20 protein-coding genes are annotated in these 20,393 nt (G+C 35.7%); 10 read left to right on the top strand and 10 right to left on the bottom strand.

Features of this window, described 5'->3' with window-relative positions:
• Positions 1-10: 10 nt before the first annotated feature.
• The 3 genes from spoT to gmk all read right to left on the bottom strand — a co-directional run bounded on the left by spoT (position 11) and on the right by gmk (position 3,461).
• Positions 11-2,152 carry a bifunctional GTP diphosphokinase/guanosine-3',5'-bis pyrophosphate 3'-pyrophosphohydrolase gene (gene spoT, locus Q5N69_RS03010; RefSeq protein WP_304367371.1) on the bottom strand — a complete coding sequence of 714 codons (2,142 nt, stop codon included), beginning with the start codon at positions 2,150-2,152 and terminating at the stop codon, positions 11-13.
• Between the two features lie 297 nt (positions 2,153-2,449).
• The gene (rpoZ, locus tag Q5N69_RS03005) at positions 2,450-2,728 is read right to left on the bottom strand and encodes a DNA-directed RNA polymerase subunit omega (protein ID WP_304367370.1); all 279 of its coding nucleotides are present in this window, start codon (positions 2,726-2,728) and stop codon (positions 2,450-2,452) included.
• Positions 2,729-2,834: 106 nt separating this feature from the next.
• Entirely contained in the window at positions 2,835-3,461 is a 627-nt protein-coding gene (gene gmk / locus Q5N69_RS03000; RefSeq protein ID WP_304367369.1) for a guanylate kinase, read from the bottom strand.
• Positions 3,462-3,697: 236 nt separating this feature from the next.
• Between gmk and Q5N69_RS02995 the strand changes: the two genes are divergently transcribed.
• The gene (locus tag Q5N69_RS02995) at positions 3,698-4,045 is read left to right on the top strand and encodes a DUF952 domain-containing protein (protein ID WP_304367368.1); all 348 of its coding nucleotides are present in this window, start codon (positions 3,698-3,700) and stop codon (positions 4,043-4,045) included.
• 102 nt (positions 4,046-4,147) lie between these two features.
• Here Q5N69_RS02995 and Q5N69_RS02990 read toward each other — a convergent pair whose 3' ends face one another.
• Both Q5N69_RS02990 and Q5N69_RS02985 read right to left on the bottom strand, forming a co-directional pair.
• The gene (locus tag Q5N69_RS02990) at positions 4,148-5,335 is read right to left on the bottom strand and encodes an amino acid aminotransferase (protein WP_304367367.1); all 1,188 of its coding nucleotides are present in this window, start codon (positions 5,333-5,335) and stop codon (positions 4,148-4,150) included.
• A gap of 292 nt (positions 5,336-5,627) precedes the next feature.
• The gene (locus tag Q5N69_RS02985) at positions 5,628-6,341 is read right to left on the bottom strand and encodes a DUF445 domain-containing protein (RefSeq protein ID WP_304367366.1); all 714 of its coding nucleotides are present in this window, start codon (positions 6,339-6,341) and stop codon (positions 5,628-5,630) included.
• 383 nt (positions 6,342-6,724) lie between these two features.
• Here Q5N69_RS02985 and greB point away from each other — a divergent pair, with 383 nt between their 5' ends.
• The 4 genes from greB to Q5N69_RS02965 all read left to right on the top strand — a co-directional run bounded on the left by greB (position 6,725) and on the right by Q5N69_RS02965 (position 11,535).
• Positions 6,725-7,201, top strand: a complete 477-nt coding sequence (greB, locus tag Q5N69_RS02980; RefSeq protein WP_304367365.1) for a transcription elongation factor GreB — start codon at positions 6,725-6,727, stop codon at positions 7,199-7,201.
• A 148-nt stretch (positions 7,202-7,349) separates the two neighbouring features.
• The gene (locus tag Q5N69_RS02975) at positions 7,350-9,698 is read left to right on the top strand and encodes a Tex family protein (RefSeq protein WP_304367364.1); all 2,349 of its coding nucleotides are present in this window, start codon (positions 7,350-7,352) and stop codon (positions 9,696-9,698) included.
• A 120-nt stretch (positions 9,699-9,818) separates the two neighbouring features.
• Complete coding sequence (locus Q5N69_RS02970) at positions 9,819-10,949, top strand: GNAT family N-acetyltransferase (protein ID WP_304367363.1); 1,131 nt, start codon at positions 9,819-9,821, stop codon at positions 10,947-10,949.
• Entirely contained in the window at positions 10,939-11,535 is a 597-nt protein-coding gene (locus Q5N69_RS02965; RefSeq protein ID WP_304367362.1) for a DUF938 domain-containing protein, read from the top strand. The genes Q5N69_RS02970 and Q5N69_RS02965 overlap by 11 nt, the downstream gene beginning before the upstream one ends.
• Positions 11,536-11,557: 22 nt before the next feature.
• On the opposite strand, the gene Q5N69_RS02960 is transcribed toward Q5N69_RS02965, so the two are convergent.
• Positions 11,558-11,923: an STAS/SEC14 domain-containing protein gene (locus tag Q5N69_RS02960; protein WP_304367361.1), complete on the bottom strand. Its 366-nt coding sequence runs from the start codon at positions 11,921-11,923 to the stop codon at positions 11,558-11,560.
• Positions 11,924-12,229: 306 nt separating this feature from the next.
• On the opposite strand from Q5N69_RS02960, the gene Q5N69_RS02955 reads away from it, so the two are divergent.
• From Q5N69_RS02955 to Q5N69_RS02935, 5 genes are all read left to right on the top strand, one after another.
• Complete coding sequence (locus Q5N69_RS02955) at positions 12,230-14,515, top strand: DPP IV N-terminal domain-containing protein (RefSeq protein ID WP_304367360.1); 2,286 nt, start codon at positions 12,230-12,232, stop codon at positions 14,513-14,515.
• 195 nt (positions 14,516-14,710) lie between these two features.
• The gene (minC, locus tag Q5N69_RS02950) at positions 14,711-15,424 is read left to right on the top strand and encodes a septum site-determining protein MinC (RefSeq protein ID WP_304367359.1); all 714 of its coding nucleotides are present in this window, start codon (positions 14,711-14,713) and stop codon (positions 15,422-15,424) included.
• Positions 15,425-15,445: 21 nt separating this feature from the next.
• Positions 15,446-16,258, top strand: a complete 813-nt coding sequence (minD, locus tag Q5N69_RS02945; protein WP_304367358.1) for a septum site-determining protein MinD — start codon at positions 15,446-15,448, stop codon at positions 16,256-16,258.
• A 2-nt stretch (positions 16,259-16,260) separates the two neighbouring features.
• Positions 16,261-16,521, top strand: coding sequence for a cell division topological specificity factor MinE (minE, locus tag Q5N69_RS02940; RefSeq protein WP_304367357.1), 261 nt, complete (start codon positions 16,261-16,263; stop codon positions 16,519-16,521).
• A gap of 205 nt (positions 16,522-16,726) precedes the next feature.
• Positions 16,727-16,978 (top strand): YdcH family protein, encoded by a 252-nt coding sequence (locus tag Q5N69_RS02935; protein ID WP_304367356.1) that lies wholly within the window; start codon positions 16,727-16,729, stop codon positions 16,976-16,978.
• Positions 16,979-17,019: 41 nt separating this feature from the next.
• On the opposite strand, the gene Q5N69_RS02930 is transcribed toward Q5N69_RS02935, so the two are convergent.
• The 4 genes from Q5N69_RS02930 to ubiD form a co-directional block, all read right to left on the bottom strand.
• Complete coding sequence (locus Q5N69_RS02930) at positions 17,020-17,601, bottom strand: GNAT family N-acetyltransferase (protein ID WP_304367355.1); 582 nt, start codon at positions 17,599-17,601, stop codon at positions 17,020-17,022.
• Positions 17,602-17,800: 199 nt separating this feature from the next.
• Entirely contained in the window at positions 17,801-17,998 is a 198-nt protein-coding gene (arfA, locus tag Q5N69_RS02925) for an alternative ribosome rescue factor ArfA (RefSeq protein WP_304367354.1), read from the bottom strand.
• A gap of 122 nt (positions 17,999-18,120) precedes the next feature.
• Positions 18,121-18,816, bottom strand: a complete 696-nt coding sequence (gene fre / locus Q5N69_RS02920) for an NAD(P)H-flavin reductase (protein ID WP_304367353.1) — start codon at positions 18,814-18,816, stop codon at positions 18,121-18,123.
• Positions 18,817-18,892: 76 nt separating this feature from the next.
• Complete coding sequence (gene ubiD, locus Q5N69_RS02915) at positions 18,893-20,386, bottom strand: 4-hydroxy-3-polyprenylbenzoate decarboxylase (protein WP_304367352.1); 1,494 nt, start codon at positions 20,384-20,386, stop codon at positions 18,893-18,895.
• Between the last annotated feature and the right edge of the window lie 7 nt (positions 20,387-20,393).

Raw genomic sequence — 20,393 nt, 5'->3', positions numbered from 1 at the left:
TTTTTAAAATTTATTTGTTACGAATAACCTTTTGTACATCAACCATAACTTTAATTTTACGGATAATGTCGGCTAAATGTATGCGATCTCGACAGGTAATTTCCATATCGATAGCGTAAATTCCAGATTCTTTTTCTCCAGAATTAAGGGAATGTACGTTAGAACCTCTTCGTGCAATAACATTGGTTAATGCTGCAAGTGCGCCCTGATGATTAATAATTTCAATACGCAGTTTAGCAATAAAATCTCTATCAATTTCTGAATCCCATTTTACTGGGAATACGCTGCCTTGTTCATGACCTTTAATATTTCTACAGCCTTGCTGATGAATTATCAGTCCTTTACCTGGACTTAAGTAAGCTAAAATAGCATCACCTGGAATAGGTCGACAACATTTACCGTAAGCTACCACCATACCTTCTGTGCCTTTAATTGGCATCTTAGTTTTAGGTGAAGTTGTTACAGCATGAGTATTTCCATTCAGGTTTTCATTAACAATTAATTCGCTTTCTTCAGTAAATTCATTCGTTAGACGACGCGCCACAACAATACTTAGCGTGTTACCTAAACCAATACTGATGAGTAATTCTTGGAAAGTTTTATGACCACTATCTTTAATAACTTGTTGAACAACTTCTTCTGGAATATCCAGTAAGTCTTTTTTACCTAAAGCATGGCTTAACAAGCGTAAACCTAAAGCTTCTGAATCGTTTTGTTCTTTAGAGCGTAAGTAGGTTCTAATTTGTAATCGTGCTTTCGAAGTAACAACAAAATTCAACCACGTTGCATTAGGGCGTGCAGCTTTTGAGGTAATAACCTCAATTTTTTGCCCAGAGTCTAATGGACGACTTAATGGATGCGGTTTACGATCAACCTTAACGCCAACACATGAGTTACCAACATCTGTATGAACTGCATAAGCGAAGTCAACAGCTGTTGCCCCCATAGGTAATTCGATAATACGGCCATCTGGCGTAAATACGTAGATTTCTTCTGGGAATAAATCAGACTTTACGTTTTCGATAAATTCAAATGAGCTACCCGCGCTTTGCTGAAGTTCAATTAAACTCTGCATCCAACGACGTGCTTTCATTTGTGCAGTAGTGCCTTTATCGTCACCTGATTTTTTATATATCCAATGAGCAGCAACACCTTTGTCTGCCATTTCATCCATATCGCCTGTTCGAATTTGAATCTCTACAGGAATCCCATGTGGACCAATAAGCGCAGTATGTAATGATTGATAACCGTTGGTTTTAGGAATAGCGATATAATCTTTAAAGCGTGTTTCTACAGGCTTAAATAAGTTATGCACCGCGCCTAAAGTTCGGTAGCAATCGTCAATTTTATTTACAATAACGCGGAATGCATAAACGTCCATCACTTCATTGAATGACAGCTCTTTGTTTAACATTTTTTGATAAATAGAATAAAGGTGTTTTTCACGACCTTGAACTTCAGCCTTAATACCACTTTCTTCAAGTCGAGCTGCGATTTCTTCAAGGATATTATTGATAATTTCTTTTCGATTACCGCGCGCTTGTTTAACTGCACTTTTAAGCGCTCTTGAACGCATTGGGTATAAAGCTTCAAAGCCTAGTGACTCAAGCTCGTTTTTAATATCATGAATACCCAATCGATTTGCCAAAGGTACGTAAATCTCTAGCGTTTCACGTGCAATACGTCGGCGTTTGTCAGGTCGAAGTGACTCTAACGTACGCATATTGTGAGTGCGATCGGCAAGCTTAATAAGAATAACGCGAATGTCTTGTACCATTGCCAAGATCATTTTACGGAAATTTTCCGCCTGCATTTGTTCTTTGTTATCAAACTTTAATTTATCAAGTTTACTAACACCTTCAACGAGTTCAGCAACAGTATCACCAAAGAGATCAGCAAGATCTTGTTTAGTTGCACTAGTATCTTCAATAACATCATGTAATAAAGCAGCCATGAGGGTTTCATGGTCTAAATTCATTTTGGCTAAATTAATTGCTACAGCAACAGGATGGGTGATGTAAGGTTCACCACTTGAACGCATTTGTCCCTCATGCGCATCTCTTGCGACAATGTAGGCTTGTTTAAGCAGCTCAATATGTTCTTCTGATAAATAAGTTGCTGCTAGATCTTTTAATGGTTCAAAAAGGTACACTCAAAAACGCCCTAAACAGATAAATTAATTTAATATAAATACGAATAACACAAAGGGAGAAACATTTGAAATACTGAAAGCATTTAATTTTAACTATATATAATTAAATGTACTTAAGAAAAGATGTTTTATTCGCCTTTGTGTCCCATAAAATAAGAATACGTTGAATTATCGCTAAAGCCAACGTTTTAGTTACTGAAAGCTGAAATTTAAGCATAAAAAAACGCGTAATCATTGAGAACAATTTATTACGCGTTTTTAGTGGTATGTTATTACTTTATTTTCACTAGGTGAAAATTAGGTATTAGCACTACCCACAATTGCAGCTACAGCCGCTAATTCAGCAGATTCTTGCTGTACTTGTTCGTGATGATCAGAGTGATCCATTACTGCAGTAGTAATTAATCCCGCTTCAATTTCACGTAAAGCTAATACTGTTGGTTTGTCATTCTCGATATCAACCAAAGGTTCTTTACCGCCCGTTGCAATTTGACGAGCACGACGTGATGCAATAAGCACCAAATCAAAACGATTACCGACTTTATTTACGGCATCTTCAACAGTTACGCGAGCCATTTGGTCACTCCAACAATTAAAATATAAAAAATAGTGCGCTAGTCTACCCGATCATCACCTGATTAAGCAAGGGGATTAGCGCGATTTAATGGTTCAAAAGCACAAATTAATCAGATAATAAGTTATCAAAAAGTGTTTGATGTGTGATCACTTGTTGGCTACGTTTTAAACGTTGATTATCAACAATGGTTGTTAAGTCGATTAATGCTTGATCAAAGTCATCATTCACTATGATGTAATCAAACTCTTGGTAGTGTGAACATTCAGACTGAGCTTGAGCCATTCGGCCATCGATGATCTCTTGGCTGTCTTGACCTCGACCTTGTAAACGCTTTTCTAGTTCAGCTTTAGATGGCGGACAAATAAAGATAGTTGTAACACTTGGTTTTTTCATACGTACTTGCTGAGCGCCTTGCCAATCTATATCAAGTAACACATCAATGCCTTGTGCCAACTGTTCGTCAATCGCTACCGAAGATGTACCATAGTAGTTACCAAACACTTCAGCATGTTCATAAAAAGAGTTTTTATCAATAAGAGCTTCAAATTCTGCTTTAGAAACAAAGTGGTAATGTTGACCATTTATTTCACCCGGACGCGGATCACGTGTCGTATGAGATACCGAAACTTGCATAGGTCTTGGTGATGCTTGTTTTAATAATGCACTGATCAAACTTGATTTTCCTGCTCCACTTGGCGCAGAAAGAATGAATAAATTACCTGGAGTAGTCACACGACACCTTACTAATACTGTTTAATTATTTACGGATTATAAATCACCGTTTCTATGTGCGAACTATACCGAAAATCAATACATTTTCCCATATCAATTGTTCGTTATAACTGTGAAAAAATCACAAAATAAGTGAGCGCTTTATGGTTTACCTATGTTCAAAGAGATATGATCTGTGTCTGACTCGCACTCATCTGTGATTGATGATTAGCTTAATTCGCCTACTAGGAATTTTCATGGTTACAAAAACAGAAATAACTGACCCTAATATATATTTACTTTCGTCTGAACAAGAATATAACCAATCTTTGAAACAAGGTTTTTTAATAAGAGATTCTATTGAATTAGAAGGTTTTATTCATGCTTCTCCTAGAGAACAGTTAACTCGAGTTGCCAATAAATATTATAAAGACACGATAAAGCCACTTATTTTGGTAGTAGATACAAGTAAGGTTACCGAGGAAATAAAATGGGAACCCGCAGCAGGAAGTTTATACCCTCATATTTACGGACCATTAAATGCTGATGCGATTATTGAAGCACAAGAAATAGCATTGAATGAAAATGGTGATTTTGTTTTATAAAACGTAAAGCAACTAACTCTATTTGAAACAGGTATGAATACAAAAAAGCGAAACAAAATTAATTGTTTCGCTTTTATATCTACCTGTTTTATATCAAATTGATTATAAAACTTTAGCGATAGACTCTGCTAAGTAATCAACATTACTAGGTGAAATACCTGCAATGCTCATACGGCTAGAACCCACCATGTAAACACTATATTCATCTTGTAGTTGTTGTACTTGCGCTGGAGTAATACCTAGGAAAGAGAACATACCTTTTTGGTTAGCAATAAAGCTAAAATCTCTTGTTACGCCTTTTTCAATTAACTTATCAACAATAACTTTACGGTTGCCGTTAATGCGATTACGCATTTCTGCTAATTCAACAAACCATTCTTGTGTTAATTCTTCAGAACCTAAAATGGTTTCAACAATTGCAGCACCGTGTGCAGGAGGCATAGAGTAGATAGTACGTGCTACACCTAAAACTACTGATAATGCAATTTCAGTTGTTGCTGGCGTTTCACCAATAACAGTACAAGCACCAATACGTTCACGGTATAAACCAAAGTTTTTAGAACATGAGCTACATAAAATCATGTTATCAACTGTGTCTGCCATTAAACGAACGCCGTAAGCATCTTCTTCTAAGCCGTCACCAAAACCTTGATAAGCCATATCAATTAATGGAGTAAAGCCAACATCTTTAGCAACTTGTGCTACTTGTTGCCATTGCTCTTGTGATAAATCCATACCTGATGGGTTATGACAACAAGCATGTAACAATACGAAATCGTCTGCTGATACATTTTTTAACGCGTTTAACATAGCGTCAAAATCTAATGTTTTGTTTTCGTAATCGTAATATGGGTATTCTTGAATATCTAAACCAGACTCAGTAAACACACCTTTGTGGTTTGCCCAAGTTGGGTTTGATAACCAAATTTTTGCGTCTTTCTTGCAACGCGCAATAAATTCACCCGCTACACGTAAAGCACCTGTTCCACCTGGAGTAGATACAGTTTTAACACGGTTTTCGTTGATAACTTTATGGTCACCAAAAATAAGCGCTGTCATTCTTTCGTTAAATAACGCAGAACCTGTGCCGCCAATATAAGTTTTTGTTAGCTCGTTTTCTAAACGGAATTTTTCAGCTTTTTTAACGCAATTTAAAATGGTGGTGTCACCAGCTTCGTTCTTATAAACACCTACACCCAAATCAATTTTTAGCGGATTTTCATCAGCACGATACTTAATAGATAAACCTAAAATAGGATCTGCTGGCAAAGCTTCTAAACGACCAAACATGGCTTGTATTACCTTCTTTACAAGTAGTGGGAAATAACTAAATTATACTATTATAAATTAGCTAGGAATTATCCCAAAAAATTAGAAGGCAAGCATACCTATAAAGGCATAGAAATTAAAGAGGAAGAGATAAAAAATGACCAACTTTTGGTATAATAATAACGATACAAATAAATTAACTAAAATTCAGTGAATAATGACTATTTCTTTGAAAGATAAAGTTGTAAATAAAAAGGCAAAATAACCACAAGATTATTTCACCTAAATTAATACTATTTTTAAGCTTAAATTATTAATACATGTTAGATATTGCAGCAACTAGGCCAATAATACCGCCGAAAACACCGCCCCATACAACTAACCAACCTAAATGCTGTTTGATCATATCTTGCACCATGGTTTTAACTAACTGTGGTGTTAATTCATTTAAACGCTTTTCAATAATATCGCTCACTTTGTCACGCATATCGTCTGACAAGCCTGACTGTGCAAGCTCTTCATTTAAAATAGCGCTAAAGTCTTCACTTTGAGCAATATCACTCATCGTTGTCTTCATTTCTGCAATAAAAGGTTCGCGTAATGGCTGTAACACTTCGCTTCCACCTACCATAGCTAACATAGATCCAAACGATGAATTTTCGATAACTTTAATCAAGTTATCGAAAGCTGGAGATAAGTCAACTTTGTTAATAATAGGAGATAAATCAATGCCTGCAGGTGACTTTTCATTACCAGAACTTAAAAAGCGGTTGATATTTTCTTCAGTAAAAAACTGCTCCATCATCAAGTGTTTGATGGCAAGCTTAAAGTCTTCAAACCTTGCAGGAATAACCCCTGAACCGTAAAGACCGGGTACTTTCTCAAATAACATATGTATTGCTAGCCAGTTAGTTACCGCTCCTGACAATGCGAAAATACCTACAGTAAATACAATATGACTACCAATAAAATAACCAATTAACGTACATAACAATGCCGTTACATTAACAATCAAACTTTTATTCACAACAACTCCTGAGTACACAGATCTAATGATTTACATATCAATCTATGGTCATATCAATAATTAACCTAAGATTAAGGACATATATGATATCAATCATCCGAAAAAACACACAATAAATTATAACTACAGTCTCTAAAAAGATTAAAAGGATAATGATAAAAAGAGTGAGTTAGGGAAAGTACATAGCATACTTAAAACGACTTATTTAAAGCTGAATAACACTCACTTTAATTACTATAAAGACTAAAACTCGTAATAAAGAGCTTATCTATATATTGCCTTTTGCATTTAAGTGCACCATCATTCAGCTTAAAATTTATAGCCTGCCTGCTTCATTATGATCAAGCACTCATTTTCTTTAAACATCTGCTAAGCCATACATTATGAAAACAAAATTAATCACCAAAGAAGGTTATCACAACCTACAAAACGAATTAGATACTTTGTGGCGCAAAGAAAGACCTGAAACTACTCGAAAAGTCTCGTGGGCAGCGAGTTTAGGTGATAGATCGGAGAACGCCGATTATCAATATAACAAGAAAAGGTTAAGAGAAATTGACCGACGTGTACGCTTTTTAACTAAAACTTTAGAAGATATTAAAGTTGTTGAATATCATCCTCAGCAAGATGGGAAAGTGTTTTTTGGTGCCTGGGTTACACTTGAGAATGACGATGGCGAAACCCTTAAATTTAGAATTGTAGGTCCTGAAGAAATATACGGTCGACATGATTATATTTCTATTGATTCGCCTATGGCGCGTGCTTGCTTGAAGAAAGAAATAGATGACGATGTTATTGTTAAAACACCCAACGGAATTAAAGAATGGTTTGTTACAAATATTGATTACATCAGTAGTTAGTGTTTACTCTTCTTAATATAAGCCAATCTCAGACATGTTTATTGCAACCTTAAAGACCTATGCATAAAATAGGTCTTTCATCTCGCTAACGACACGCGTTATTATTCGTGATTACCGATACACATATTCTTCTTAGGATTTAAGTTAAATGATATCTATTGCTGAGCAAATAGCTAAAGAGCTCAATGTTTCTCCTGTACAAATTAATGCTGCTATTACCTTATTAGACGACGGCTCAACAGTACCTTTCATTGCTCGTTACAGAAAAGAAGCAACGCAGGGGTTAGATGACAATCATTTACGCCACTTAAATCAACGTTTAACTTATATTCGCGATTTGAATGATCGCAGAAACGTGATCCTTAAAAGCATTGAAGAACAAGGCAAGTTAACGCCCGCTTTATCAGACGCTTTAAACCAAGCAGACAATAAAACTCGCCTTGAAGATTTATACCTACCTTATAAACCTAAACGTCGTACCAAAGGTCAAATAGCTATTGAAGCAGGTATTGAGCCTTTAGCTAATAAACTTTATAACGATTGGCGTTTAGTACCAGAAACTGAGGCTACTGCTTTTATTAATGTTGAAGCCGGTTTTAAAGAAGAAAAAGATGTACTTGATGGTGCCATGGCTATTTTAATAGAACGCTTTGCAGAAGATGCTAATTTACTACAGAAATTGCGTAATCATCTATTAAAACAAGCTCATTTAACTAGTACTTTAGTTAAAGGAAAAGCCCAAGAAGGCGCCAAATATAAAGATTACTTTGAGCATTCTGAACGTTTAAAGTCGGTACCCTCTCATCGCATGCTCGCTATGCTTCGTGGTCGTAGTGAAGGGATATTGAAACTTGTTATCAATGTAGATCCGCAGCAAGACTCTGCTGGATATTCAAGTGCTGAGCAATTAATAACTGAACATTACAATTTACGACTTACAGGTCAAGCAGGTGCTGAATTTTTAACAAAAGTTGTACGTAATGCTTGGCGTACTAAATTAGGTTTAAGTTTAGAAACTGAGCTTATTGGTAATTTACGTGAACAAGCTGAAGTTGAAGCAATTAAAGTATTTTCTACTAATCTAAGTGATTTATTAATGGCTGCGCCAGCAGGTCCTAAAGTTACATTGGGATTAGATCCAGGTTTACGTACAGGCTGTAAGCTTGCGGTGGTTGATGCCACAGGTAAGTTACTTCATACCTCAACTATTTTCCCACATGCTCCACAAAATCATTGGGACAAATCAGTAAGAACCTTAGTGAACTTATGTCAGCAACATAAAGTAGAACTAATCGCAATTGGTAATGGTACTGCGTCACGTGAAAGCGATAAGTTAGCAGGTGAAGTTATTTTAGGTTTAGAAAAAATCAAACCTAATAAAGTGATTGTTAGTGAAGCGGGAGCATCTGTTTATTCTGCTTCTGAATTGGCGGCAAAAGAATTCCCAGACTTAGATGTTTCATTACGTGGTGCGGTTTCAATTGCTCGACGCTTACAAGATCCACTTGCTGAATTAGTCAAAATAGATCCCAAAGCCATTGGTGTAGGACAATATCAACACGACGTTAGCCAAAGCCAATTAAGTAAAACGCTAGATGATGTTATTGAAGATTGTGTAAACGCTGTAGGTGTTGATTTAAATAGTGCTTCGGTCGCTTTACTCAGCCGTGTGTCAGGTTTAACTAAAACCATGGCGCAAAATGTTGTTAATTATCGAGATGAAAATGGACGCTTTAACAACCGCAAAGAGCTAAAGAAAGTCGCACGTTTAGGGCCTAAAGCTTTTGAACAAGCAGCAGGTTTTCTACGTATAGCACAAGGTGATAACCCTCTTGATCAATCAGGTGTTCATCCTGAAACTTATCCTGTTGTTGAAAAAATAATAGCACAATTAAACGCTAGCGTAAGCGATCTTCTAGCTAACAGTGAACAATTAAGCCAAGTTAATATTGCTGATGTAATTACCCCTGAATTTGGTGAAGTCACCGTTACCGATATTATTAAAGAGCTTGAAAAACCGGGACGAGACCCACGACCAGAATTTAAAACAGCTAACTTCAAAGAAGGTGTTAATACCATTAACGATTTAGAAGTGGGTATGATTTTAGAAGGTGTTATTTCAAACGTTGCTAACTTCGGTGCTTTTGTTGATTTAGGTGTTCATCAAGATGGTTTAGTGCATATTTCGTCACTTACTAATAAGTTTGTTAGTGATCCGCGTGAAGTTGTAAAAGCGGGTGATATTGTAAAAGTTAAAGTAACGGAAGTTGATCCTGCACGTAAACGCATTAGTTTGACCATGCGTTTAGACGACACAATTGAGCAATCAACTAAGCCTGCACATAAACCTTCGCATAAGCCAAATAACAATAATGCACCTAAAAACCAGGCTCATAACAAACCGCAAAAAGAGCAAAGAGCTCATAAACCTAAAGAAGCAAACAACGCCGTAATGGGTAATGCTTTTGCTGATGCTTTCGCTAAATTAAAGAAATAAATACTCGGTTACCAAAGAGCATGAATTTCGGCTATATGCTTGTAGTTATCACACTATAATTATTGATAACTACAGGTTTAATTCATCAAATAACAATGTGTTCACAGAGTTTCTCTTCCTATGATTGCTGAATTTAAAAAAGCATTTTCTAACATACCTCAACAAGCATGGGATGCATTGAATACCTCAGATCATCCTTTCTTATCTTATGCTTTTATGGAGGCATTAGAGCTTAGTGGCTCAGCAAGTCTGACTCAAGGTTGGCAACCTCATCATTTAACTATTAAGCAAGATGAAACCATTGAAGCCATATTACCCTTATATTTAAAAAGTCATTCTTGGGGGGAATATGTCTTTGATTGGGATTGGGCGAGAGCTTATGAAGAACACAATTTAGAATATTACCCAAAACTGGTAAGTACTATTCCATTTACTCCCGTGAGCTCCAACAAACTTATTTCTAAAAGCCTAACTCATCAAGATGTACTTCGACCGTTAATTGATTATTGTACTGAGTACGAGATTGCTAGCTGGCATCTTTTATTTTGCCCGAAAATAGAAGAATTACCTCCTAATGTATACGAACGTAATACTGTTCAGTTTCATTGGTTTAATAAAAGTTATGAATCGTTCGATCATTACTTATCTACATTTACCGCGCGTAAAAGAAAAAATACCCGTAAAGAACGGGAATCGATAAAAAAACAAAACATTGATGTTCGCCAAGTTGCTGGGCACGAGATAACAAAAGAAGAGCTAGATTTCTTCTATTTAACTTATCAGCTCACTTATTTAAAGCGGCAACACACACCACATTTGAGCTTCGATTTCTTTGAAAAAATAGTGCAAAACATGCCGAGTAATATTCTGCTTGTTATCGCCAGTCATGAAGGTAGCGATATAGCTTGTGCTTTATTTTTTCATGATGGAAGTCAATTATATGGGCGCTATTGGGGATGTTCAGAGCAGTTTTCTAACTTACATTTTGAGTTATGTTATTACCAAGGTATAGAGTTTTGTATTAACAATAATATTCAAAGTTTTAACCCTGGCACGCAAGGTGAACATAAAATTCAAAGAGGATTTGAACCTGTAATCACCTATTCATATCATTGGCTAAGAGATCCAGGATTTAGACCTGCTATTAAAGACTTTTGCAAACGAGAACAAATGCATATGTTAACGTATCAAAAACAATGTGCTCAAGCTCTACCTTTTAAAAATAATCAGGAAAACCATCATGACAACTAAACCTTATTCCCAAGCAAGTGAGAATAACAAAACTCATATACTGCCTATTTTACAACAAGCATTTACTGGCGTTGAAGAGGTTTTAGAAGTGGGCTCTGGCAGTGGACAGCATGCAGTATTTTTTGCACAAGCTTTACCTTTTTTAAATTGGCGTACTAGTGATTTACCTGTAAATCATGAAGGTATTAATCAGTGGATTAGTGAGTACCCTTCAAGCAACTTATATGCACCTTTAACTTTAGATTTATCAAAAGACTGGCCAGTTAAACAAGTTTCAGGCATATACACAGCTAACACTTTGCATATTGTTAGTTGGGAACTCGTTAAAGCATTCTTTCAAGGAGTGGAAAAACATTTACAGTCAAATGGAAAGCTTTGTATTTACGGGCCTTTTAACTACGACGGAAAATTTACTAGCGAGAGTAACGCAAGTTTCGAACTCTGGTTAAAAGAAAATAACGAGCTTAGTGGCATACGAGATTTTGAAGAGATTATACTACTTGCTACAAATGCAGGTTTAACCTTAATTAAAGATCACCAAATGCCAGCAAATAATCGCTTACTCGAGTTTCAGAAAAACGCTTAAATAATATGATTAAACATCGAAACTAGCCTATTGCCAACCAGGCTTTAGCTTTTTCAATATCTTTATGAACAAAAAGTTCGGTGGGATGATTTGAATTTAGCTTATTAAAATATAAGCGCCATTTTAATAAGCTACTATCACTGATAATAGCTATACGATTAATACCGCCGTAAGGCTCTATATATTGTTGAAACTGATTTAATAAAGAAAGAACCATCCAACCGGTGAGTTTATTATTAAAGTCTAAGTAAACATTCACCTCTGAAAAATTTTCTAAAATATTTTTAACTTGCGGTATAAAAATATCATTGAAATCTTTTCGGCTGAACTTTCCATGTATCTCTGTAATTAGAATATTACTGTAACTTTTATGTTGTGTAGCTAACATCTTACTTCCTTGTAAATTTAAGCGACGCAGTTTAGCTTAAATAAAAAGCAATTGTTAGAGGCTATTGAGCTTTAGATGTATAAAATTTGTTTAAATTAACAAAGCATTAATTAAAGTGATCAGCGATTATGTATGCCCTTACATGATTTAAATACCAATATCTATAGGCATAAAAATTTCATGTGAAATAAAGATTCATTCAATCGATTTTTATTTTAGAATACACGCAGGCTATTTGCCTCAAAATACATATCATACCTTCTTGAAAATTAAATCAACTTGGTATTAAAAATATAAGGCTCTTTTATGTTAAAAAACATAACCGCAATTTTCCTGCTAAGTTTATTTCCTAATGCACTTATCGCAGCATCACTTGAACTAACAACAGAAGACTATCAACAAGCAGAAAAACAACTGTATCAACACACTAAAAAATTAGTTACTGGTACAGTAGAAAAACCTTTCTGGGATAACGACAAATTATTCTATAAATCTCACACAAAACAGGGTTATCAATTCTTTGAAGTAGACCCAACAACAAAACAGAAGAAAGTCGCTTTTGATCATGTAAAACTTGCCAAAGCTATTTCAACAATCACAGACACTAAGGTCGATACTTATTCTCTTCCGTTTAGTTATTTTGAAGTTATTGATTCAAAAACCATTAGTCTAAAAGTAGAAGGGAAAAGTTACCTCTGTGATCTAGAAAGTTATTCATGCAAAGTTAACACTCGAGTAAAACATGCGAACGAGATGATTGCACCGAATGGCGAGTTGGCTGTATTTATACGTGATCACAACTTATGGTTACGCAATATCAATAGCGATAAAGAAACACAATTAACTCAAGATGGTATTGAAAACTTTGGTTATGGCACGAACAACGCTGGCTGGATCCGTGAAGATACGCCTGTTGTAAAATGGTCGCCAGACTCAACTAAACTAACAACTTTTAAACACGATAGTAGAAATGTAGGCGATATGGCGCTTGTTTCTACAACTGTTGGTCATCCAACAATAGATCAATGGAAATACCCATTACCTGGTGATGAACATATATTTGCAATACATCGTGTTGTAATTGATGTAGAAAAACGTAAAGTTATTCCTTTAGATATGCCAGCTGATGCGCATCGTTCGTCAATCACAGATCATGTTGCTGGAAGTAATGGAGAGTTCCTAGATATAGATTGGGCTCACGACAGTAAAAGCTTTGCTTTTGTTTCTTCAAGTAGAGATCATAAAACAGCAACCCTAAAAGTTGCTGATGCAAATAATGGTAAAGTTAAAACCATTTATTCAGAAGTTGAAGAAAGCTTTTTTGAATCAGGCGTTAGCGCAATTAGTTGGAAATACCTTGATAAAACTAATGAGTTTATCTGGTTTTCGCAGCGTACTGACTGGGGGCATTTTTACTTAATAGATGGCACTACAGGTAAAGTTAAACATGCAATAACCCAAGGTGACTGGACTGTTCTTGAGCTATTAAGCGTTGACGAGAAAACAGATACACTTTATTTCACAGGCGCTGGACGTGAAGGTGGAGATCCTTACTTTAACTACCTATACAGCGTTAATAAAAGTGGTAAACAACTTAAGTTACTTACACCTGAAAGAAAGCATCATCTGATCACAATGAATGATGATAGCACTTACTTTTTAGATCGATTTTCAACACCAGATCAAGCAGAAGTGAGTGTAGTTCGCAACACCAAAACTCATACCAACTTCAACGTTGAAAAAATGGATATCAGCCAACTAACCGCTACGAGCTGGAAACCACCTACACCATTTGTTGTTAAAGATCGTGATAACAATCACGACATATACGGTTTACTTTATAAACCTAGCAACTTTGACAAAAATAAAACTTATCCTGTTGTTAACTATATCTATCCCGGTCCACAAGTGGGTAGTATTCGTGGTAGACATTTCAGATCAGCACGTGGCGACAATCAAGCATTAGCTGAACTTGGTTTTATTGTTGTTGAAATTGATGCGCTAGGCACACCAGGACGTTCAAAAAGTTTCCATGAATTTTACTATGGAAACATGGGCGACAGTGGTTTACCTGATCAAGTTGCAGCAATTAAGCAGCTTGCCAAAAAACATAAATGGATCGACATTGACCATGTAGGTATTTGGGGACACTCAGGTGGCGGATTTGCATCAACTAAAGCGATGTTTAGTTACCCTGACTTTTATAAAGTTGCTGTATCTGAAGCCGGTAATCACGACAACCGTAACTATGCTGATGAATGGGGTGAAAAATACCATGGTTTATTAGTTAATGATGAAAACGGTGGAACCAACTACGACAGCCAAGCGAACCAATTATTTGCCGATAAACTAAAAGGTAAATTAATGTTAGTACATGGCACGTTAGATACTAACGTAACGCCATTTAATACCTTAATGGTTGTTGATGCATTAATAGATGCCAATAAAGATTTTGATTTATTAATGTTACCTAACAGAGGCCATGGCTTTGCTCGTGAACCTTATATGGTTCGTAAACGTTGGGATTATTTTGTTACACATTTAATGGGCAAAAAACCACCAAAAGAGTTTAAATTTAGTACAAAAAGTTAATAATACCTTTCATAAAGTTAAAGGGAGTTAACAACTCCCTTTAATTCATTATTTTCAAACTGTTTATTTCATATAAAAATCGAGTGTAGACTACATTCCTCTTGTGATCAGCACCTGATACTAATATGCTATCAAATAATTTTTTCATACTTTTTTCGTCATTAGAAAATACATAACAAAAGGAAACCACTGTTCATGTCTGAACAGGAAATAGAACTTAAGGGTACTAATTTTACCCTTTCAGTAATTCAAATCGAAAATAACGATTTAACGTTATTAGACGCGCAATTAAAAAGTAAAATTGCACAAGCTCCTCAATTTTTCCATTGTGCTCCCGTTGTTGTTGATATTAAAGCACTTGAAACCTTTACTGATTTCGTAAACCTTAAACAAATTATTGAGAACAATAACTTCGTACTCGTTGGTATCTGTGGACATTCTTCGGCAGAGCAAAAGAAAGCAGTACAAGAAGCGGGTTTAGCCATTGTTAATAAAGGCTCCGTACAGAAAATAGCAAAAGAACCTGCTAAAGTTGTACAACAAGAAGTGCCAACTCCTATTGAATCAACAGTAATTGAGAATGTTCCAACAAAAGTTGTTAAAGGACAAATTCGTTCTGGTCAGCAGATTTATGCTAAAAATACAGATCTTATTATTATGGGATCTGTAGGTAATGGTGCAGAGGTTATAGCTGACGGAAATATTCATGTTTATGGCACTATCCGAGGACGTGCTATCGCTGGAGCGAGTGGACAAAGTGAAAGCAAAATATTTTGTCAAAACTTACAAGCTGAACTTGTATCTATTGCTGGCGTTTACATGCTTAATGAACAATTAAAGGAGCATGCAAATTTACCGCAATGCATCCAAGTTGAAGATCAACAAATCATATTTAATCAATTAAACTAGAAAACATAAGAAGGGAAAATAATGGCTAAGGTTATCGTTGTGACCTCAGGTAAAGGCGGGGTTGGTAAAACAACTTCTAGTGCTGCTATTGGTACAGGTCTCGCATTAAAGGGATTTAAAACCGTAATTATCGATTTTGATATTGGATTACGTAATTTAGATTTAATTATGGGCTGTGAACGTAGAGTTGTTTATGACTTTGTTAATGTTATCAAAGGTGAAGCTACACTTAACCAAGCGTTAATTAAAGATAAGCGTACACCTAACTTGTCGATATTACCTGCATCACAAACTCGCGATAAAGACGCTTTAAATAAAGAAGGCGTTCAAAAAGTATTAGATGATCTTGCTGAATCAGGTTTTGAATACATCGTATGTGACTCACCAGCAGGTATTGAAACAGGTGCTATTATGGCGCTGTATTTTGCCGATGAAGCCATTGTAACAACAAACCCAGAAGTATCGTCAGTTCGAGATTCTGACCGTATTTTAGGTATGTTAGCCAGCAAATCACAACGTGCTGAACAAGGTAAAGAGCCAGTTAAAGAACACTTACTACTAACTCGCTACAATCCTGAACGTGTAACTCGCGGTGATATGTTAAGTGTAGAAGATGTATTAGACATTTTAGCAATTCCATTATTAGGTGTAATTCCTGAATCGCCAGCGGTACTAAAAGCGTCTAACTCAGGTTCACCTGTAATACTAGATACAGAGAGTGATGCAGGCTTGGCCTATGGTGATGCAGTATCTCGTTTAATTGGTGAAAAAGTTGATTTTCGCTTTATTGAAGAAGAAAAGAAAAGCTTATTGCGTCGCTTATTTGGAGGTTAAATATGTCGCTTTTAGATTACTTTCGAACAAAGAAAACTACGCAAACGGCTCAAACAGCGAAAGAACGACTTCAGATTATAGTTGCTCATGAGCGTGGACAGCGTAATAGTCCAGATTATTTACCTGCAATGAAACAAGATATTATTGATGTTATCCGTCGATATGTTCCTATAGATTCAGATCAGGTAACCGTAAATCTAGATAATAAAAATGATAACTTAAGTGTGTTAGAACTTAATATTACCTTGCCTGACGAGAAATAAACGTTAGGTCAATATTCTAATCGCAATTTAATCATCAAGAGGAGTTATACCTATGGGTATAGCTCTTTTTTTATGCTCAAAACGAGTTATTTAATTAAGACTATTCATAAAATAATTCATTAAGAAGATTGAGCCAGATCAATACCCAAAAACTATAAAGGAATACACTAAATATTAATGAACAACAAGTAAATAAGGAAGTATTATGATGTTACAAAAACACGACTTACACCACGAATTCCCTGAATATAGCCAAGAAATACATCACTTAAAAATGACTAACAACCATTTTGCTAAGCTTTTTAAAGAATATCATGAAATAAATACTGAGGTTTTAAAGATCGAACAAGGTGTTGAAAATACAAGTGACGATTATTTAGAACAACAAAAGCTCAAACGTCTAAGTTTAAAAGATACTCTTTTTACTTTAATTAAAAAAGAACAAGTATCAGCATAAATCATTTTGCAGAGGAGGCTTATCTAAATGATCTCATCTGATTAAGCTCCTCTTCCATCTATAAGTTTCACCTGTTCTATCTTATACAAAACATGCTCGAGCAGTGAACTATTTTTCTCTACTATTGGATGATTAAAAGGCTTACCTGTATCAACCATTCCAATACGCTCCATAACCTTTATTGAAGGCTTATTTATCTTAGCGGTAAAAGATATAACCTCTTTGAGATTTAACTCATTAAAAGCAAATTCAAGTGATTTTTTTGCTGCTTCGGTCGCATAGCCTTTATGCCAATATTGACTGTCTAAGCGCCAACCAATTTCAACAGCAGGCGAGAAAGGTAAGCATGCGTCAGTTTGTTTTAATCCGACAGAGCCAATAAACTTTTGACTGTTTTTTTCTTCATTAGCCCAAAAACCCCAGCCTTTTTCAGTAATAATTTTAGTGAGTCTATGAGCTATGGCATCACTTTCAACAGAAGTTAAAGGATGAGGGAAATATTCCATAACTTTTTCACACCCATTCATTTGTGCAAAAGCATGTAAATCACTTGTTCGCCATTGTCTTAGTAACAACCTTTCTGTGTGTAATTCGTATATCTTTGGAAGAGAAATATCACGCATAAAGTAACCTTAATAGATAGAACGTAATTCGACAGGGTTAAGAATATTAAGAGTAAGATAATAATTAAGGTATAAAAATCTATTATGACGAAAATCTTTAATTTTGAAGCTGTTAACTCTTTAACCCATAAATTAAAGAGTTAACAGGAAAAATCTTATTTAATAACGGCTTTTAAACACTTTTCTATGTTTATAAAAATTAAGCAGCTATTAAATAAGACTCTTGGCCTTTATTAGAGAATTTGTTTTTACGTTGGTAAGAGCCTTTACCTTTTTTCGCTTGTACAATTTGTTGTTTGTATAATTTAGAGGTAACCATAGCCGCTAAAAAATTATCTTTAATAGTGCCTCGTCCTAACTCAACTTGAGCTTTATTGGTTTGTTTTTTATTTTTCATTTTAGTTCTCTTTAGTTTAAATTTAATACAAAAAATGCGCACGTAACAACCATTATTGTTACGTGCGCATTTTAGGCGCATATTTTTAAAAAAGCTATAAACTTTATTAGAAATTTATATAATTAAATGTAAGCGAAAGCATCAGCAAACATGCTGTCTTTATTAACACCAAGTGCGACAAAATCGTCTCTTACAACACCTACCATTTCAAAGCGACCAGCTAAGTAAATATCGTAATCCGCTAGGTTTTTAATGTCTTTCATTACCACTTTATGAACCATACCTACTTTGCCATCCCAATCATCATGAGGTGTTTCAACTACAGGGTGAAATTCACCTTCTGATAATTGAGCAATAATGTCAGCAGATTCTTGTAATTCATAACAAGCGCTAGGTTCACGTAGTCCCCAATATACAACAACCTTTCTTTTTGATTGTTGTTGAGACAAGTATTCAAACATTGACTTAATATAAGAAAAGCCTGTACCACCTGCAATCAATAATAACGGTTTTTCACTTTCAACGTTAAGTTGTGCATTACCTAAAGGCATTTCAACAGTTACTTCTGCATTATTTTTAATGTGTTCAATAACTTGCATAGGGTAACTGTCAGCTGAAAAAGCACCAATTTGTAACTCAATTAAGTCGTTATTTGGTGAGCTTGCAATTGAAAATGGACGTTTATCTTCATCATTCAAAACAAAATTTAGATATTGCCCAGCAACGAAATTTACACTCTGTTCAGGTTTTAACAAAACCTTGTATACGTAAGGAGTAAGCGCTTCTAATGACGCGACCTGACACTTAATTTCATTCATTTTTTAACCTTAACCACTTAACAGGCTCATTATTTAATGAACCTGATTAAAATCGATAAATAGTGACATTTGTCACTTATGTGTTTTTGTCTTTGTTTTCATCGCCGAATATATTTAGCTCATCCCATAAGCTATCAACTTCGTCTTTAATTTCTTCAGTCATCACAATAGGTTCACCCCATTCGCGATTGGTTTCACCAGGCCATTTATTAGTCGCATCTAAGCCCATCTTAGAACCTAAACCTGATACTGGTGAAGCAAAGTCTAAATAATCTATTGGCGTGTTTTCAATTAATACCGTATCACGACTTGGATCCATACGCGTGGTCATTGCCCAAATCACGTCTTTCCAATCACGTGCGTTAATATCATCATCACACACAATAACAAATTTTGTGTACATAAATTGACGTAAGAACGACCAAACGCCCATCATTACGCGTTTTGCATGTCCTGCATATTGTTTCTTTATCGTTACTACGGCTAAACGATAAGAACAACCTTCTGGCGGTAAATAGAAATCTTGTATTTCAGGAAACTGTTTTTGCAAAATAGGAACAAAAACTTCATTTAGCGCCACACCTAAAATTGCCGGCTCATCTGGTGGTCTTCCAGTATAAGTACTATGGTAAATTGGATCTTTACGGTGTGTAATATGAGTTACAGTAAATACAGGGAAGTTATCTACTTCGTTATAGTAGCCCGTATGATCACCATAAGGTCCTTCTGGCGCCATTTCATCAGGGTCTAAATAACCTTCAAGAACAATCTCTGCTGTTGCTGGCACCTCTAAATTATTGCTAATACATCGAGTTACTTCGGTTTTGCTACCGCGTAACAATCCTGCAAAGGCATACTCAGATAAAGTATCAGGAACTGGTGTTACCGCTCCAAGTATAGTTGCAGGATCAGCTCCTAGGGCAACAGATACAGGGAACTTCTCGCCTGGATGTTCTTGTTTCCATTCTTGAAAATCTATTGCTCCGCCACGATGAGATAACCAACGCATGATCAGTTTATTTTTAGACAAAAGCTGTTGACGATAAATACCTAAATTTTGACGCTCTTTATGAGGACCGCGAGTAACCGTTAGCCCCCAAGTAATAAGTGGCGCAACGTCACCTGGCCAGCAAGTCTGAATAGGTAAACTTGTTAAATCAACATCATCACCTTCAACAATAATTTGCTGACAAAGCGGCTTTTTAACGAGTTTAACCGGCATATTTAATACTTGTTTATATACAGGTATTTTAGATAATGCGTCACGGAATCCTTTAGGTGGCTCAGGCTCTTTTAACATTGCCAGCAATTTACCTACATCTCGTAAAGACTTAACGTCAGGTTGGCCCATTGCTAATGCAACGCGTTCAGGCGTACCAAAAAGGTTAGTTAATACAGGAACGCTGTAACCGATAGGGTTTTCAAATAATAAGGCCGGACCGCCTAAACGTAATGTCCTGTCACTTATCTCCGTCATCGCCAATTCAGTCGATATCGGTTGAGATATACGCTTAAGTTGACCTACTTTTTCTAATTGCGCTATAAAGTCACGCAAATCGCTGTATTTCATAGAATAA

This window comes from Pseudocolwellia sp. AS88 (assembly GCF_030551755.1).
Taxonomy (GTDB): Bacteria; Pseudomonadota; Gammaproteobacteria; order Enterobacterales; family Alteromonadaceae; genus Pseudocolwellia.
The sequence above is the reverse complement of the archived record's forward strand: the minus strand, read 5'-3'. Positions and strand labels throughout refer to the sequence as shown.

Coding starts and splice junctions, on each gene's coding strand:
- rpoZ (WP_304367370.1), bottom strand. CDS start 2,728: ATGGCTCGCGTAACTGTTGAAGATGCCGTAAATAAAGTCGGTAATCGT.
- Q5N69_RS02995 (WP_304367368.1), top strand. CDS start 3,698: ATGGTTACAAAAACAGAAATAACTGACCCTAATATATATTTACTTTCG.
- Q5N69_RS02990 (WP_304367367.1), bottom strand. CDS start 5,335: ATGTTTGGTCGTTTAGAAGCTTTGCCAGCAGATCCTATTTTAGGTTTA.
- greB (WP_304367365.1), top strand. CDS start 6,725: ATGAAAACAAAATTAATCACCAAAGAAGGTTATCACAACCTACAAAAC.
- Q5N69_RS02975 (WP_304367364.1), top strand. CDS start 7,350: ATGATATCTATTGCTGAGCAAATAGCTAAAGAGCTCAATGTTTCTCCT.
- Q5N69_RS02970 (WP_304367363.1), top strand. CDS start 9,819: ATGATTGCTGAATTTAAAAAAGCATTTTCTAACATACCTCAACAAGCA.
- Q5N69_RS02965 (WP_304367362.1), top strand. CDS start 10,939: ATGACAACTAAACCTTATTCCCAAGCAAGTGAGAATAACAAAACTCAT.
- Q5N69_RS02960 (WP_304367361.1), bottom strand. CDS start 11,923: ATGTTAGCTACACAACATAAAAGTTACAGTAATATTCTAATTACAGAG.
- Q5N69_RS02955 (WP_304367360.1), top strand. CDS start 12,230: ATGTTAAAAAACATAACCGCAATTTTCCTGCTAAGTTTATTTCCTAAT.
- minC (WP_304367359.1), top strand. CDS start 14,711: ATGTCTGAACAGGAAATAGAACTTAAGGGTACTAATTTTACCCTTTCA.
- minD (WP_304367358.1), top strand. CDS start 15,446: ATGGCTAAGGTTATCGTTGTGACCTCAGGTAAAGGCGGGGTTGGTAAA.
- minE (WP_304367357.1), top strand. CDS start 16,261: ATGTCGCTTTTAGATTACTTTCGAACAAAGAAAACTACGCAAACGGCT.
- Q5N69_RS02935 (WP_304367356.1), top strand. CDS start 16,727: ATGATGTTACAAAAACACGACTTACACCACGAATTCCCTGAATATAGC.
- Q5N69_RS02930 (WP_304367355.1), bottom strand. CDS start 17,601: ATGCGTGATATTTCTCTTCCAAAGATATACGAATTACACACAGAAAGG.
- arfA (WP_304367354.1), bottom strand. CDS start 17,998: ATGAAAAATAAAAAACAAACCAATAAAGCTCAAGTTGAGTTAGGACGA.
- fre (WP_304367353.1), bottom strand. CDS start 18,816: ATGAATGAAATTAAGTGTCAGGTCGCGTCATTAGAAGCGCTTACTCCT.
- ubiD (WP_304367352.1), bottom strand. CDS start 20,386: ATGAAATACAGCGATTTGCGTGACTTTATAGCGCAATTAGAAAAAGTA.